The 15,087-nt window shown below is 65.6% G+C and carries 16 protein-coding genes and 1 riboswitch; of the genes, 6 read left to right on the plus strand and 10 right to left on the minus strand.

Annotation, left to right across the window (positions count from 1 at the left end; genetic code table 11):
- Nucleotides 1–42: 42 nt before the first annotated feature.
- Entirely contained in the window at nt 43–573 is a 531-nt protein-coding gene (locus P6U31_RS06235; protein ID WP_407187362.1) for a DUF3617 domain-containing protein, read from the plus strand.
- A gap of 39 nt (nt 574–612) precedes the next feature.
- Here P6U31_RS06235 and P6U31_RS06240 read toward each other — a convergent pair whose 3' ends face one another.
- From P6U31_RS06240 to P6U31_RS06250, 3 genes are read right to left on the minus strand one after another with little or no spacing between them, the layout of a single operon-like run.
- A complete protein-coding gene (locus tag P6U31_RS06240) occupies nt 613–2,001 on the minus strand; it encodes an ATP-binding protein (protein WP_407187363.1) in 1,389 nt (462 codons plus the stop codon).
- A 15-nt stretch (nt 2,002–2,016) separates the two neighbouring features.
- On the minus strand, nt 2,017–2,748 hold the full coding sequence (locus P6U31_RS06245) for a response regulator (RefSeq protein ID WP_407187364.1): 732 nt from the start codon (nt 2,746–2,748) through the stop codon (nt 2,017–2,019).
- On the minus strand, nt 2,745–3,287 hold the full coding sequence (locus P6U31_RS06250; protein ID WP_407187365.1) for a MarR family winged helix-turn-helix transcriptional regulator: 543 nt from the start codon (nt 3,285–3,287) through the stop codon (nt 2,745–2,747). The genes P6U31_RS06245 and P6U31_RS06250 overlap by 4 nt, the downstream gene beginning before the upstream one ends.
- Nucleotides 3,288–3,624: 337 nt before the next feature.
- Between P6U31_RS06250 and P6U31_RS06255 the strand changes: the two genes are divergently transcribed.
- The 4 genes from P6U31_RS06255 to P6U31_RS06270 all read left to right on the plus strand — a co-directional run bounded on the left by P6U31_RS06255 (nt 3,625) and on the right by P6U31_RS06270 (nt 7,311).
- Nucleotides 3,625–4,707 carry a branched-chain amino acid aminotransferase gene (locus P6U31_RS06255; RefSeq protein ID WP_407187366.1) on the plus strand — a complete coding sequence of 361 codons (1,083 nt, stop codon included), beginning with the start codon at nt 3,625–3,627 and terminating at the stop codon, nt 4,705–4,707.
- A gap of 224 nt (nt 4,708–4,931) precedes the next feature.
- The gene (hisS, locus tag P6U31_RS06260) at nt 4,932–6,452 is read left to right on the plus strand and encodes a histidine--tRNA ligase (RefSeq protein WP_407187367.1); all 1,521 of its coding nucleotides are present in this window, start codon (nt 4,932–4,934) and stop codon (nt 6,450–6,452) included.
- Nucleotides 6,453–6,581: 129 nt separating this feature from the next.
- Nucleotides 6,582–6,785 carry a tautomerase family protein gene (locus P6U31_RS06265; RefSeq protein WP_025033847.1) on the plus strand — a complete coding sequence of 68 codons (204 nt, stop codon included), beginning with the start codon at nt 6,582–6,584 and terminating at the stop codon, nt 6,783–6,785.
- Nucleotides 6,786–6,918: 133 nt separating this feature from the next.
- Nucleotides 6,919–7,311 carry a thioesterase family protein gene (locus P6U31_RS06270; protein WP_407187368.1) on the plus strand — a complete coding sequence of 131 codons (393 nt, stop codon included), beginning with the start codon at nt 6,919–6,921 and terminating at the stop codon, nt 7,309–7,311.
- A gap of 110 nt (nt 7,312–7,421) precedes the next feature.
- Here the strand turns inward: P6U31_RS06270 and proC are convergent, their stop codons facing one another.
- Both proC and P6U31_RS06280 read right to left on the minus strand, forming a co-directional pair.
- On the minus strand, nt 7,422–8,249 hold the full coding sequence (gene proC / locus P6U31_RS06275; protein WP_407187369.1) for a pyrroline-5-carboxylate reductase: 828 nt from the start codon (nt 8,247–8,249) through the stop codon (nt 7,422–7,424).
- Nucleotides 8,250–8,480: 231 nt separating this feature from the next.
- On the minus strand, nt 8,481–8,981 hold the full coding sequence (locus P6U31_RS06280; protein ID WP_128923607.1) for a YbjN domain-containing protein: 501 nt from the start codon (nt 8,979–8,981) through the stop codon (nt 8,481–8,483).
- 405 nt (nt 8,982–9,386) lie between these two features.
- Nucleotides 9,387–9,545, plus strand: a riboswitch (FMN riboswitch).
- Between the two features lie 77 nt (nt 9,546–9,622).
- Between P6U31_RS06280 and P6U31_RS06285 the strand changes: the two genes are divergently transcribed.
- The gene (locus tag P6U31_RS06285) at nt 9,623–10,180 is read left to right on the plus strand and encodes a 6,7-dimethyl-8-ribityllumazine synthase (protein WP_407187370.1); all 558 of its coding nucleotides are present in this window, start codon (nt 9,623–9,625) and stop codon (nt 10,178–10,180) included.
- Between the two features lie 111 nt (nt 10,181–10,291).
- On the opposite strand, the gene P6U31_RS06290 is transcribed toward P6U31_RS06285, so the two are convergent.
- From P6U31_RS06290 to lgt, 5 genes are all read right to left on the minus strand, one after another.
- Entirely contained in the window at nt 10,292–11,245 is a 954-nt protein-coding gene (locus P6U31_RS06290; protein WP_407187371.1) for a ribose-phosphate pyrophosphokinase, read from the minus strand.
- Nucleotides 11,246–11,437: 192 nt separating this feature from the next.
- Nucleotides 11,438–12,067 (minus strand): hypothetical protein, encoded by a 630-nt coding sequence (locus P6U31_RS06295; RefSeq protein ID WP_407187372.1) that lies wholly within the window; start codon nt 12,065–12,067, stop codon nt 11,438–11,440.
- Between the two features lie 188 nt (nt 12,068–12,255).
- Nucleotides 12,256–13,023 carry a peptidoglycan editing factor PgeF gene (pgeF, locus tag P6U31_RS06300; protein ID WP_407187373.1) on the minus strand — a complete coding sequence of 256 codons (768 nt, stop codon included), beginning with the start codon at nt 13,021–13,023 and terminating at the stop codon, nt 12,256–12,258.
- Nucleotides 13,023–14,138 carry a class I SAM-dependent methyltransferase gene (locus tag P6U31_RS06305; protein ID WP_407187374.1) on the minus strand — a complete coding sequence of 372 codons (1,116 nt, stop codon included), beginning with the start codon at nt 14,136–14,138 and terminating at the stop codon, nt 13,023–13,025. Before P6U31_RS06305 ends, pgeF begins: the two co-directional genes overlap by 1 nt.
- Nucleotides 14,139–14,159: 21 nt before the next feature.
- Nucleotides 14,160–15,005: a prolipoprotein diacylglyceryl transferase gene (gene lgt, locus P6U31_RS06310; protein ID WP_407187375.1), complete on the minus strand. Its 846-nt coding sequence runs from the start codon at nt 15,003–15,005 to the stop codon at nt 14,160–14,162.
- Nucleotides 15,006–15,087 lie beyond the last annotated feature (82 nt).

The following is a 15,087-nucleotide window of genomic DNA, read 5'->3' on the forward strand; positions in this document are numbered from 1 at the left end:
GGCGTTGTCGTAACGCCGCGATCTCTGCCTGGAGATTCTCGCATGACGCGCAAACTTGCTTTGCTCGGCTCGACGCTTTGCCTTGTGGTGCCGGCCGGCAGCGCCAGCGCCGACGATCTGCCGGTGCGCAAGGCCGGCCTTTGGGAAATGAAGCTGGTCACATCAGGCTCGCCCGTGCCCGAGATGACCATGCAGCACTGCACCGACGAGACCGTCGACAGGGAGATGAGCAACAACGTCTCGCCGATGGCCAAGCAGATCTGCGCCAAGCAGGAGATCAAGAAGACGGCGACCGGCTATGTCAGCGATTCCGAGTGCAGCGTCGCCGGCGTGAACACGACGTCGCATGCCGAGATCACGGGCGATTTCAACTCGGCCTATACGGTGAAGACCTCCTCGCACGCGCAAGGCGGCGTCGCCGGTGCTGCGGGGCGCGATACGACCATGACGCTGCAAGCCAAATGGCTCGGTGCGTGCAAGCCGGACCAGAAGCCCGGCGACATCGTGATGCCCGGCGGCTTCAAGATGAACGTGCGCGACATGGACAAGCTGAAGGCGCTGCTGCCGAAGTGAGTTGTCGCCCTCTTCTCCCACATGGGAAGAAGAGAGGAGCTACACCGGAATCCTCACGCTCGCCCTCAATCCTCCCATCGGGCTGTCGCCGAGGGTGATGTCGCCGCCATGCGAGCGGGCGATATCGCGGGCGATGGCAAGGCCGAGGCCGGTGCCGCCTTCGTCCTGATTGCGGGCGTTGTCCAGCCGCAGGAACGGCTTGAACACCTCTTCGCGCAAATGCGTGGGAATGCCGGGGCCGTCGTCGTCGACCGTCACGGTCAAATAACGGTGATCGCGCTGGCCGGTGATGGCGATGCTTTTGCCGTAGCGCGCCGCGTTGGTGACGAGGTTGGCGAGGCAGCGCTTGAACGAGGCCGGTTTGACCGTCACCACGGGCAGGCCGTGGAAGGCGACGGTCGCGGTGTGGCCATGGCGCTCGGCGTCGCTGCGCAGCTCCTCGAGCGCCTGCGCCATGTCGGTCGGCTGCGACTGCTCGCCGGAATCGCCGCGCGCAAACGCAAGGTAATCCTCCAGCATCATCGACATCTCGTCGACGTCCTTGCGCATGCCCTCGAGCTCCGGGCTGTCGCCGATCAGGGCAAGCTCGAGCTTGAAGCGGGTCAGGATGGTGCGCAGATCGTGGCTGACGCCGGCGAGCATCGCGGTGCGCTGCTCCATCGTGCGCTCGATACGCGATTTCATCTCGAGGAAGGCGACCGCCGCGCGCCGCACCTCGCGCGCGCCGCGCGGGCGGAAGTTCGGCGCCTCGCGGCCCTTGCCGAAGCTTTCGGCGGCGTCGGCGAGGCGCAGGATCGGCTTGATCTGGTTGCGCAGGAACAGCACCGCGACGATCAGGAGGATCGAGGACGTGCCGACCATCCAGAACAGGAAGATCTCCGAGTTGGAGGCATAGGCGGCGCTGCGCTGCGCGAACACGCGCATCACGGCATCGTCGAGCTGGATGCGGATCTCGACGAGATTGGAGCGGCCGACCGTGTCGATCCAGAACGCGCGGCCGATCTGGCGGCCGAGCTGCACCGACAGCGTCTGGTCGAGCAGCGAGAAGAACGGCTTCGGTCCCGGCGGCGGCATGTCGCCGGCGGGCAGGAAATCGACGACGAGGCCGAGGCGCTGCTGCGCGATGCGGCGGATCTGGTCGCGATCTTTGTCCTGCGGATAGCCCTTGTAGACGTCGATCAGCGCGGCGATGTCCTGCACCACTGCGGCGGACAGGCGACGCGTCACCGTGTTCCAGTGCCGCTCCATGAATACGAAGGCGACGACCGATTGCAGCACCACCATCGGCACGATCATGATGAGGAGCGCGCGGGCATAGAGGCCGGTCGGCATCCAGCCCTTGAACGCATTGCCCATCCAGCCATTGGCGGCGGAGACGCGGCCGGCAGCGCTCTTCAAAAGCGTCAGGCCGGTATCGATCGTGCTCATCTGGCGCGCTTCAATTTATGGCGAGGCAACCAGCCGGTAGCCGATACCGCGCACCGCCTGCAGGAACAACGGATTGGCGGGATCGGTCTCGATCTTGCGCCTGAGGCGGTTGATCTGCACGTCGACGGCGCGCTCGTTGACGCTGCCATTGCCGGTCAGCGCGCTGCGCGGCACGGTCTCGCCCGGCGTCTCCGAGAGGATGCGCAACATCTCGCGCTCGCGGTCGGTGAGATGGATGACTTCCTCGCCCTGGCGCAATTCGCCGCGGTCGAGATGGTAGACATAGGGACCGAAGGCGATCTTCTCGATCGTCGTGGCCTGCGGCGGCGGGGCGGCGCGCTTGAGGATGTTGTTGATGCGCAGCGCCAGCTCGCGCGGCTCGAACGGTTTTGCCACATAATCGTCGGCGCCGATTTGCAGGCCCTCGATGCGGGCTTCCGCCTCGTGCCGCGCCGTCAGCATCACGATCGGCACCGAGGAGGATGTCCGGATGAAGCGGGCGAGATCGAAGCCGGTCTCGCCGGGCATCATCACGTCGAGGATCAAGAGGTCGAAATGCAGACCGAGCAGTTTCGATCGTGCATCGCCGGCGCTGGCGGCGGTGGTGACGCGATAGCCCTCGCTGGCGAGGAAGCGCGAGAGCAGATCGCGGATGCGGCGATCGTCGTCGACGAGCAGCAGATGCGGCGCGTCATCGGCCGGGCGCGCCGGCGGGCGGGCGAGAGTGGCAGCGAGCGGCACAATCACTCCTTGGCGTCTTGGTTGACGGAAGCGAAGATCGTCTCGAGCACCTTGTCCGGATCGTCCCGATCGATCATCGCGCGCAGGAAGCGCTTGACGGTCTCGGCATCCTGCGGACCCATCTCTGCGAGCGCTCGGGTGATCCGCGTGGTCTGCAGACCTGCAAGCTTCTGCACCAGCGCCTCGCCTTTCGGCGTCGCGTAGAGCAGGCGCTGGCGGCGGTCGTTGTCGCCGGTCTTCTGCACGATGTAGCCCTCGTCCAGGAGCTGCTTGAGCACGCGGCCGAGCGACTGTTTTGTGATGCGCAGGACGTCGAGCAGATCGGCGACCTTCAGGCCGGGATAACGATAAACGAAGTGCATGACCCGGTGATGGGCTCGGCCGAAGCCGAAAGCCTCCAGCTCCTGGTCGGGATCGCCGACGAAATCGCGATAGGCGAAGAACAGCAGCTCGATGATATCCCAGCGCAAATTGCCTCCATCGCCTGCGGCCGGCCGCGGCTCGGCGGCGTCTTGGGCGGGACTCGCGAAATTTATGTCAGGCATATTGACGTATCTTGGGTTCAATGTTACAAAACGATCAGCCTGCACGAAATTTTAGATCGTTTCGCGGCGGGCGGCGTCGAAGCAGGGACGGCGGAAGGAGCCGGACAGGCGACGACGGCCGGATCAGATCTACCGTGCGATTGTCGAGCGGCATTTCGGCAAAACATACTGGACTTCCGCCTTCCGCAAAAGCATGTCCTCGGCGGCATGCTGGTCACGGGAAACCGGCCTTAACAAGGCTGACGGTGGTCCGGCCTGAAACCAATCAAGCCAGCCGAGCCCGGACGGGCAGGCCGGCGCCAGAACAGCGCCGCCATCGGCAGCGGGAGGCAAGGACATGAGTATGAAATTCGACATCCAGCCCGCATCCAATCCGACCCCTGAGAAGGACCGCGTCGCCAAGCTGGTGGACCCCGGCTTCGGACGGATCTTCACCGATCACATGGCGATCGTGCGCTACAGCCAGGCCAAGGGCGGCTGGTATGAGGCGAAGATCGAGGCACGTGCCAACTTCCAGATGGATCCCGCCGGGGCCGTGCTGCACTACGCGCAGGAGATCTTCGAGGGCCTCAAGGCCTACAAGCGCGACGACGGCGGCGTGAACCTGTTCCGCCCCGACGCCAATGCGCGGCGCTTCAGGGACTCGGCGGATCGCATGGCCATGGCACAGCTGCCCGAAGACGTCTTCATCGAGGCGGTCGAGCAGGTCGTGCGCATCGACCGCGCCTGGATGCCGGGCGGCGAGGGCAGCCTCTATTTGCGGCCCTTCATGATCGCGAGCGAAACCTTCCTCGGCGTCAAGCCGTCGTCCGAATACATTTTTGCGGTGATCGCCTCGCCGGTCGGCTCCTATTTCAAGGGCGGTCCTGCCCCGGTCTCGATCTGGGTCTCCGAGAACTACACCCGCGCGGCGATCGGCGGCACCGGCGCGGTCAAATGCGGCGGCAATTATGCGGCGAGCCTGCGGGCTCAGGCCGAGGCGATCCAGCATGGCTGCGATCAGGTCGTCTTCCTCGACGCGGTGGAGCGCCGCTACATCGAGGAGCTCGGCGGCATGAACGTGTTCTTCGTGTTCGACGACGGTTCGCTGTTGACGCCGCCGCTCGGCACGATCCTGCCCGGCATTACCCGCGACTCCATCATCACGCTCGCCAAGGATGCCGGCAAGACCGTGCGCGAGGAGCCCTATTCGCTCGACCAGTGGCGCAAGGATGCGGCGAGCGGCAAGTTGAAGGAAGCCTTCGCCTGCGGCACCGCGGCCGTGATCTCGCCGATCGGCAAGGTGCGCTCGGTCAGCGGCGATTTCGAGATCTCCGGCGGCGCCGCCGGCCCCGTCGCCATGGGCCTGCGCAAGCAGCTCGTCGACATCCAGTACGGCCGCACCAACGATCCGCACAATTGGATCCGCAAGGTGTTTTGAGATTTCTCCCTCTCCCCGCTTGCGGGGAGAGGGTTGGGGTGAGGGGGAGTCTCCTGCGGGGACGGTGACAGTTGGACTCGCGGAGAGTCCCCCTCACCCGAAATTCCCGCCTTCGGCGTGAATTTCGGCCTCTCCCCGCAAGCGGGGAGAGGCGAAAAGGCGCGTTTGCGGGTTGTCAGTCACCGTTTTTGCTGTAAGTCAGCGTTGACTTACAGAGTGACGACATGGCCGAGAAACCCAAAAAACCCCAGAAGCTGAAGGCGCGCCTGCCGCGCGGGCTGGAGGATCGCGATCCCGCCGCGATCCGGGCGACGCGCGAGATGGTCGAGAAGATCCGCACCGTCTACGAGCTCTACGGTTTCGAGCCGGTGGAGACACCGGCGATGGAATATACCGACGCGCTCGGCAAGTTCCTGCCCGACCAGGATCGTCCGAACGAGGGCGTGTTCTCGTTCCAGGACGACGACGAGCAGTGGATCAGCCTGCGCTACGATTTGACCGCGCCGCTCGCCCGCTACGTCGGTGAACGCTACGGCACCGACGCCCTGGTCCTGCCCTATCGCAGCTATCGCGTCGGCTACGTGTTCCGCAACGAGAAGCCCGGCCCCGGCCGCTTCCGGCAGTTCATGCAGTTCGACGCCGACACGGTCGGTTCGGCGACGCCGGCGGCGGACGCCGAGATCTGCATGATGGCGGCGGACACGATGGAGGCACTCGGCATCGCGCGCGGCCAGTACGTCGTGAAGGTGAACAACCGCAAGGTGCTCGACGGCGTGCTGGAAGCCATCGGGCTCGGCGGTGACGAGAATGCTGCACGCAGGCTGATCGTGCTGCGCGCGATCGACAAGCTCGACAAGTTTTCCGCGGACGAGGTGCGCAAGCTGCTCGGGCCCGGTCGATGGGATGGCGGCGAAGAAGGCAAGGGCGACTTTACGAAAGGCGCCAATCTGAGTGCGGCCGAGGCCGACGTCGTTCTCGCCATCACCAAGCCGCGGGACGATTGGAAAGACGCCATTGCCGCCGCAGAAACCTACCTCGCCAAGAGCGAGATCGGCCAGGCCGGCGTGAGCGAGCTGGAAGAAATTGCAAAACTGGTGACGGCGTCGGGTTACGCTGCGGATCGCATCAAGATCGATCCCTCCGTCGTACGCGGCCTCGAATATTACACCGGTCCCGTCTACGAGGTCGAGCTGCTGCTCGAGACCAGGGACGAGAAGGGACGCCCGGTGCGGTTCGGCTCGGTCGGCGGCGGTGGCCGCTATGACGGCCTGGTCTCGCGCTTCCGTGGCGAGCCGGTGCCGGCAACCGGTTTCTCGATCGGCGTCTCGCGGCTTCAGGCTGCGCTCACCTTGCTTGGCAAGCTCGACACCAAGCCGGAATTCGGCCCTGTCGTCGTCACCGTGTTCGACCGCGACCGCGTCGCCGACTACCAGAAGATCGTGGCACGCTTGCGCACCGACGGCATCCGCGCCGAGCTCTATCTCGGCAATCCCAAGAACATGGGCAATCAGCTTAAATATGCCGACCGCCGCAACTCACCTTGCGTCATCATCCAGGGCTCGGATGAAAAGGCGCGCGGCGAGGTGCAGGTGAAGGACCTGATCGAAGGCGCCAAAGCGGCGGCCGCGATTGCGTCCAACCAGGAATGGCGCGAGAGCCGGCCGGCGCAGTTCTCGTGCAGCGAAGCCGATCTCGTCGCGAAAGTGCGCGAGGTTCTGGCCCGCCATGACGTGAGCTGGGGCTAGCCATTCCGACAGGTCGTCATGCCCGGGCTTGTCCCGGGCATCCACGTCTTGTTTGATGGAAAAGAACGTAGATGGCCGGGACAAGCCCGGCCATGACGGCAGCAGCAGAAGAGCAGCAGGGAGAGGAAAATGCCTGAGATCACCATCAGCATGGCCGAGGGCCGCACCGACGAGCAGAAGGCCGGCATGATGCGCGACATCACCCAGGCGCTGGTGAAGAATCTCGGCGTCGATGCCGATGCCGTCGTCATCCAGATCAACGAAGCCCCGCTCCGTCACAAGATGAAGGGCGGCAAGACGTTTGTTGAGCGCGCGGCGGCGGCGAAGAAGTGACCTGTCCGCGTCATTCCGGGGCAGCCCGTCAGGGCTGAACCCGGAATCTCGATCGGCAATCTCTGGATTCTCTGGTGCGCAACCGCGCACCATAGTTCGTGCTTCGCGCCCCCCGGAATGACGAGCAAGCACCATGGACGCACGCGAGTTCATCACAATCGGCATGAGCGCCGAGCGCACGCTGGTGGTGCCGGCCGAGCGCACGGTCGGGCATTTCGTGCCCGGTATGCCTTTTGTCTACGCGACGCCGATGATGATTCTGGAGATGGAGATGACGGCGGGCGATGCGATCCGCGCCGCGCTCCAGCCGGGCTGGGTCACCGTCGGCACCGAAGTCGATATCCGCCATCTCGCAGCCGCTCTCGTCGGCGCGACGGTGCGGACCACAGCAAGGGTGGTCGCGGTCGAGCGCCGCGTCATCCGCTTCGAGGTCGAGGCGTTCGAGGGCACGCGCAAGCTCGGCGAAGGCCGCCACGCGCGCGGGCTCGTCAACGTCGAGATGTTCAACAAGCGGCTCGGGGCGTAGCCGCGGGTTTCGTAGGGTGGATTAGCCGAAGGCGTAATCCACCAACTTCGTTCCGCCATCGCTGAGGCCATGGTGGGTTACGGCTTCGCCTAACCCACCCTACGCACCATCTACTTCGCCAATTCCTTCGACCGCTGCGTCGCCGCGGCGATCGCGCGGATCATGAGATCGCGCAAGCCAGGCTCGCCCATCAGCACGCCGAGCGCGGCGGCAGTGGTGCCGCCGGGCGAGGTGACGTTCTGGCGCAACGTGGCGGAGGGAAGCTCCGACTGGTGCAAGAGCTCGCCGGAGCCCGCGACCGTCTCGCGCGCAAGCTTCGTCGCCAGCGCTTCGGGCAGGCCGGCTTCGACGCCGGCCCGCGCCAACTCCTCGGCGAGCAGGAACACATAGGCCGGCCCTGAGCCGGAGACAGCGGTCACCGCGTCCAACAGGCCTTCATCCTCGACCCATTCGACCGAGCCTGTGGCGCGCAGCAGCGCATCGGCCACCGCGCGCTGCGTGGGGCTGACGTTGTTCGCCGCGACCGCGACGGTGATGCCGCGGCCGATCGCGGCCGGCGTGTTCGGCATCGCACGAACCACGGCGCCGCCGCAGACCTCTTCAAGCGAGGCGATGGTGGTTCCCGCCATGATCGACACCACCGAGGTCTTGTCGGAGACGAACGCTTTCAGCCTAGCGCCGGCCTCGCGGAACATCTGCGGCTTCACCGCGACGACCAGCGTCTCGACCTGACCGGCCCTCGTCGCGTCGGGATTGAGCGCGACGCCCTTGGCGGCCAGCGCGGTGATCTCGGGCGCAAGATGCGGATCGACCACCGCGACGCGGCGCGGATCGAGCCCGCCGGCCAACCATCCGGTCAGCATCGCGCCGCCCATCTTGCCGGCGCCGGCGAGGAGAATGGTGCCGGTGATGTTTTGGAGAGTGCTTTTGTTTGCCACTGCGATCACCCAAGCAGATGGTGTCGTCCCTGCGAACGCAGGGACCCCCGCGCGAGCGCTTGCGCTCGTCGCGTCACCACAGGGGGTTCTAGTGGATGGAAAGCAGAGCAACAAGCGTTGTGCCACAAGGGGGCATCACGTGGTATGGGTCCCGGATCGGCGTTCCGCTTCGCTGCGCTTGTCCGGGACGACGTGGGGAGGGAGTTGTGGCTCCCTCACTTTCTTGAGGCCCTACGCCTCGCCCACCGTATCGAACATCGCCGCGTCCATCGCTTGCGCGGTGGTCTTGCCGGCCCACACCACGAACTGGAAGGCCGGAAAATAGCGTTCGCAGGCATGGATGGCGCCGGCGAGCATGGCCTCGCATTGCGCGGTCGAGGCGGTCAGCCCGCCCGGCAGCACCAGGGCCTGGCGGTGCATCACCATGCCGGTGTTGGTCCACAAATCGAAATGACCGACCCACAGCTGCTCGTTGACGGCAGCGACGAGCCGCTGCACCTCGCCGCGGCGCGCGAGCGGAATCTTCATGTCGAAGGCGCAGGCCAGATGCAGCGCCTCGATCTCGCCCATCCAGGTGAAGGAGAGCTGGTAGTCGGTCCATTGTCCCTTCGAGACAATCGTGAGTTCGTCTTCGCCGGAGCGTTCGAACGGCCAGTTGTTGCTGGCAGCGATATCCTCGACCACCGCGAGCGGATGGCTTCTGGAATCGATAGTGCCTTCGAGCAGGGACATGCCGTCTCGACCTCTTGCCTTCTTGTTGTCCTTGATACGCACGCGCTTGGGCCCGGCGCGCGCTCCCTAGACGCTACCGCGATCCCTGGAGTCGCTCTCGCAATCCCCAGGGATCAGCGCGGGCCTTTCGCGGATCAAGTGATGTGATTTGCGGAATCTGCGCAACGGGGTCCCGAGTCCGTCCACAAGCCAGGACTCGTTCGTCCACAGCTCATCTCCGCCACAATTATTAACGCGGAGAACAAACCGGAATCGGATTTGGAAGGGGGCCCATCGTTAATTCCGTCCGGCAAGGGCTGGGTCGTCGCACCGGCATGGGACCATGCGCTTTGCCCATGCGGAACGCGCTTGCGGCGCCGGTCCGCCGGCGGCATATTTCCGGCTAGGTCGTTCATTCCGAACGGCCGATGTTCTCAGGGCGGGGTGAAAGTCCCCACCGGCGGTAAGGGCCGACAGGCCTAAGCCCGCGAGCGCCTTCCGTGAGGGTTCTCCCGAACGGAAGGGTCAGCAGATTCGGTGCAACTCCGAAGCCGACGGTTAAAGTCCGGATGAAAGAGAACGGTCGGTGACAGACGCATCGCAAGGTGCGGCTGTTTGTCGTTCCGTGTGCCCTGATTCTGGTCCTTAAACCGAGGAAAGCCATGAATCAGATGTTGCAAGATCCCCAGACCGAAACTGAAGTCCCCCAACCCCCGGTTCCGCCGGGGGCCGCGCCCGACCATCCGCGCTTCGCCAAGCCGCAGCGGGTGGCCTTCGTGCAGGCCTGCTGGCACCGCGACGTGGTCGAGGAGGCCCGCATCGCCTTCCTGAAGGAGGCAGCGCTGCGGCACCTCACGCATGTCGACGTGTTCGAGGTGCCGGGCTCGTTCGAGATCCCGCTGCACGCGCAGGTCCTCGCCAAGACGCGGCGCTACACCGCGATCGTCGCGGCCGGCCTCGTCGTCGACGGCGGCATCTACCGCCACGAGTTCGTCGCCGACACCGTGATCAAGGCCTTGATGGACGTGCAGCTGCGCACCGAGGTGCCGGTGTTCTCAGCCGTGCTGACGCCGCAGCAATTCCACGAGACCGAGGTGCATTACGACTTCTTCCGCAAGCACTTCGCCATCAAGGGCATCGAAGTCGCGGCCGCCTGTGCCGAGACGCTGCTCGGCCTGGAGCGTCTGCGCGGCCAGGTCGCGGCGGGCATCGTGGGGTAGGATCGACGTCATTCCGGGGTTCGCGCAGCGAAAACTATGGTGCGCAATTGTGCACCTGAGAATCTCGAGATTCCGGGTTCGGCGCTATGCGCCGCCCTGGAATGACGATCCCTAGTCGAACAGGCTCGACACCGACTCTTCCGCCGCGGTGCGCGCGATCGCATCCGAGATCAGGCTGGCGATCGGCAGGGTCCGGATGTTCGGCGCCTTGGTCACGGCCTCGGTCGGCAGGATCGAGTCGGTGATGACGAGCTCTTTCAGCTTCGAGCCGGCGATGCGGGCGGCCGCGCCGCCGGAGAGCACGCCGTGGGTGATGTAGGCGTAGACGTCCTTGGCGCCCTTGGCGATCAGCGCATCGGCCGCATTCACCAGCGTGCCGCCGGAGTCCACGATATCGTCGACGAGGATGCAGGTGTAGCCGGCGACGTCGCCGATCACGTTCATGACCTCGGACTCGCCCGGGCGCTCGCGGCGCTTGTCGACGATGGCGAGCGGGGTGTTGATGCGCTTGGCCAGGCCGCGCGCGCGCGCCACGCCGCCGACGTCGGGCGAGATCACCATCACCTTGGAGAGGTCGAACTTCTCCTTGATGTCGCGCACCATCAGCGGCGCTGCGTAGAGATTGTCGGTCGGGATGTCGAAGAAGCCCTGGATCTGGCCGGCATGCAGGTCGAGCGTCATGACGCGGTCGACGCCGGCCTGCGTGATCAGATTGGCGACGAGCTTGGCCGAGATCGGCGTGCGCGAGCCGGATTTGCGATCCTGTCGGGCGTAGCCGAAATAGGGCAGCACCGCAGTGATGCGGCGCGCCGAGGAGCGGCGCAGCGCGTCGGTGATGATCAGCAATTCCATCAGATGATCGTTCGCCGGGAACGAGGTCGACTGAATGATGAAGGCATCCGAGCCGCGGACGTTCTCCTGGATCTCGACGAAGATCTCCATGTCGGCGAAGCGCCGGACCACCGCCTTGGTCAGCGGCAGATCGAGGCCCTGTGCGATGGCCTGGGCGAGAGCCGGATTGGAGTTGCCGGCGACGAGCTTGATGGAGCCGTTTTTGGCCGACATGGACGCTTCCTCCCGCGCTTTGCTGGATACGACGTTCAACATCTCAGATCCCACTGGAAGCACGGTTACGACGGGCGAGGAAATATCAGGCGAGAGGCTGCAATGGCAACCCGGGATGCTACGTTTTCCCTTTGAAAATCCCGAGTCGGGCCAACGGCTTGGCGCCAAGTTGAGGCCGTGGTTTAGCGGGGGTTATCGCGCGGCATAGCCCAGCGCCGAGGCCGGCATCCCGGCTACCGGAGCCTCCGGGATCGCGCTCGCCACCGCGGGGCCGCGCAGGCCGGGAGCGGTGCTCGGGGCATCCGGCGTGCCGTTGATCATGTTGGAAAGTCCGCTGAATCCGGCCTGGGCGATCTTCCGAAGCACGAGGTCGTCGGCGGCCGCCCAGGCGTCACGTGTCGCGTCGCGGCCAGCCTTGGCCGAGGTCAGTTCCTCGCCGGACAGGCGCAGCGCGCGCTGCTGGTTGGCGTCGTAGACGTCCCAGACCCAGGCGATCACGGTCTTGCCGCGCACCACCTGGGCGGAGAGGTAGCTGCGCACGCGATAGGCAGCTGTCCCCTCGCGGGAGACGACGGACAGGCTGCGCAGCTTGGATTCGCTGTCGAGCACGCCGACCATGCGGTCGAACACCTGCGGCGGTGGGCCGTCGATCGATTCGAAGGCGACCGTGGCCCCGCTGCCGGCGCTCGGCGCCATCGCATAGGAATTGGCGGCACTGCCGCCACCGCCGGCGCAGCCGCCAAGCGCCGTCGCCGCGGCCAGCAGCAGCACCGCCAGCACGCGCGAACCCGCACGGCCCAGGATGAATGACGCGTCCCTCATTATGGAGGGCAGCGATATCGTTAAAACGCATTAACGTCTAGGGCGGGCGAGCCACATCCCCACCGTCATTCCGGGGCGCGCCCCTTGGCGCGAGCCCGGAATCCATTTCGCCGCATGAATTGCTGCACGATGGATTCCGGGTTCTCGCTGCGCGAGCCCCGGAATGACACGGTGTGTTGCCCGTGTGTTCACGCCTCGAGCGCGATGGCGTGGACGTGGCGGCCGTAATCCGGCTCCTTGCGATGCACCGAGCGGCGATAGCTGAAGAAGCGCTCGTCGGCATAGGTGTCGAGACCGAGGTCGTCGATCATCAGGATGCCGGCGGCGTCCAGGCGCTTGCGGATGAAGCCGGCGAGATCGAACATCGCATGGCCCTCGCGCACCGACGGGATGAAGAACACAGCGTTGTCCGCATCCGCCTCGATGAAGCGCGCCACGAACTCGTTGCCGACCTCGTAGCTGTCCTGGCGGATCAGCGGCCCGATCGCGGCGATGATGCTGCCGCGCGTGGCGCCGACCTTCTCCATCGCCGAGATCGTCGCCTCCAGCACGCCGGTCAGCGCGCCCTTCCAGCCGGCATGCGCGCCGCCGATCACGCGCGCATGGGGATCGACGAACAGCACCGGTCCGCAATCGGCGGTGGAGACGCCGAGCGCAATGCCGGGCGTTTTCGTCACGAGCGCATCGCCCTTCGGCCGCGGTCCGCTCGGCCACGGAGCCTCGGCCACGAGCACGTCGGGCGAGTGGATCTGGTGCAGACTGACGAGCCGGTCGGCTGCGACGCCGACATGTTCGGCCATGCGGCGGCGGTTCTCCGCGACAAGGCCTTGGTCGTCGTTGGAGCCGAGCCCACCGTTCAGCGCGGAATAGATGCCGCTGGAGACGCCGCCTTCGCGGGTGAAGAAGGCGTGGCGCAGGCCGGGCACCGCTGCCAGCAGCGAGGACGTGATCGTCATCAATTGCCTCCGGCCTGTTCGAGATCGCTGAGGCCGGCAATGCCTGTCAGCCGCGGCTCGGAAATTCCGAGCACCTTGAACATCGCGCCCATGCCGCTGCGTCCTGTGTCCGTCAGGCGCTTGTGGGCGATCGAAATGTCGGTGGCCACTTCCGGCGTTGCCTTCTGCATCAAGGCAGCGGCCCTCGTGTCGATGCCGATGCGCTTGAGGAAGTCGCCTTGCGTCACCGGCCCGTGCACGCGGGCGCCGACATCCTCGGCTGCGCGCGCCAGCGCCTGGAAGTCGACATGGGCGGTGACGTCGGCCTGGCCCGGCGCCTTCAAGGGGTCGGCGAAGGTGTGGCGTGCAATCGCCTGGAAGGTGTCGCCGGCATCGCTGCGGAGGTGGCCGTAGTCGATGATCAGCGCCGCGCCGTCCTGGTCGCGCACGCGCGTGGCGAGCTTCATGATCTCGCCGTCAGGCCGCCATTCGAACACGGCGCCGATCGGGGCAGCGCGCACCGGGGGCGGCAGCAGCACGTCGAAGCGCGGCGTCGGCTCCGGCGCCGCGCCGAATTGCAGCTTTCCGTTGTCGTCGATCTCGATCACGCGCTCGTGCCAGCCGTTCTCGTAGCGGACCATCTGGTGGATCGGCAGCACGTCGAAATATTCATTGGCGAGGATGACGGATGGGCCTTCCGGCACGTCGTCGATGCTGTCGTGCCAGCTGATGTTGCGGATGGCGGACAGCGTCGCGGCCTGCCGTTCGCGCAGGACCGGATTGACCTCGACCATGTGGATATGAAGCGCCTGGTAGAGCGGCGGCAGCACGCGGAGCGCGCGCAGCGCGTCCGCCATCATGGTGCCGCGGCCCGGCCCAAGCTCGATCAGCCGTAAGAATTGCGGCGAGCCCATCTGCTTCCACACCGAGGCAGTCCACAGGCCCAGGAGTTCGCCGAACATCTGGCTGACCTCGGGCGCGGTCGTGAAGTCGCCCTCGCGCCCGAGCGGATCACGCGAGACGTAGTAGCCATGGCGCGGATGCATCAGGCACAGTTCCATGAACCGCCAGACCGGCATGGGGCCCGAGGATTTGATCAGCGCCTTGATCTCGTTGAGCAGCGGCTGGTCGGTCACGGCGTGCTTTCCCGAAATGAATTAACGAATGGCCCCTGCGGGCTTCGGCGCCGCGCGCCTGACTGCCAATACAATAAGTACGAGGCCTGCGATAAGCATCGGGATCGACAGCAGCATGCCCATGGTTAATCCGCCCCAGAGGAAACCGAGCTGCGCGTCCGGTTCGCGGAAATGCTCGCCGGCGATGCGGGTCAGACCATAGATCAGGATGAAGGCGCCGAGGATCATGCCGGGCCGCTTCAGGGCGCCGAGCCGGATCATGATCGCGAGCACCGTGAACAGCAGGACGCCTTCCATGCCGGCTTCGTAGAGCTGGCTCGGATGACGCGGCAGCTGCGTCGGATCGTTGGGGAAGATCATCGCCCAGGGCAGGCTCGCATCGGTGGCGCGGCCCCACAATTCGCCGTTGATGAAGTTGGCGATCCGCCCGAGCAGCAGCCCGACCGGCGCAACCGCGGTGGTGATGTCGCCGAGCGACAGGATCGAGATGCCGTTGCGGTAGGCAAACCCCATCACCGCGACGACACAGCCGAGGAAGCCACCATGGAAGGACATGCCGCCCTCCCACAATTTGAAAATCGCGGCGGGATGATCGATGAAGAACGGCAGATTGTAGAACAGCACATAGCCGGTGCGGCCGCCCAGGATGATGCCGAGCGTGACCCACAGGATGAAGTCGTCGACCTGGAGCAGCGAGATCGGCGCAGGGCCGCCCCACAGGCGCTCGTTCTTCAACAGCGAGCGCGCATAGAGCCAGCCGAACACGATGCCGCAGATATAGGCTAGCGCATACCAGCGGATCGCGAACGGGCCGATCTCGAACGCGATCGGCTTGAAGGCCGGGAAGTCGATGAGCAGAAAGGGCATCGCGCCTTCTATATCCAAGCGAGATTGCGGCGATCGAGCGCCAGCAGACGCCGTCTGATTCCCGTTATGCAGGGATGTTGAA

The sequence above is a fragment of the Bradyrhizobium centrosematis genome, from assembly GCF_045571495.1.
GTDB classification, from domain to species: domain Bacteria; phylum Pseudomonadota; class Alphaproteobacteria; order Rhizobiales; family Xanthobacteraceae; genus Bradyrhizobium; species Bradyrhizobium centrosematis.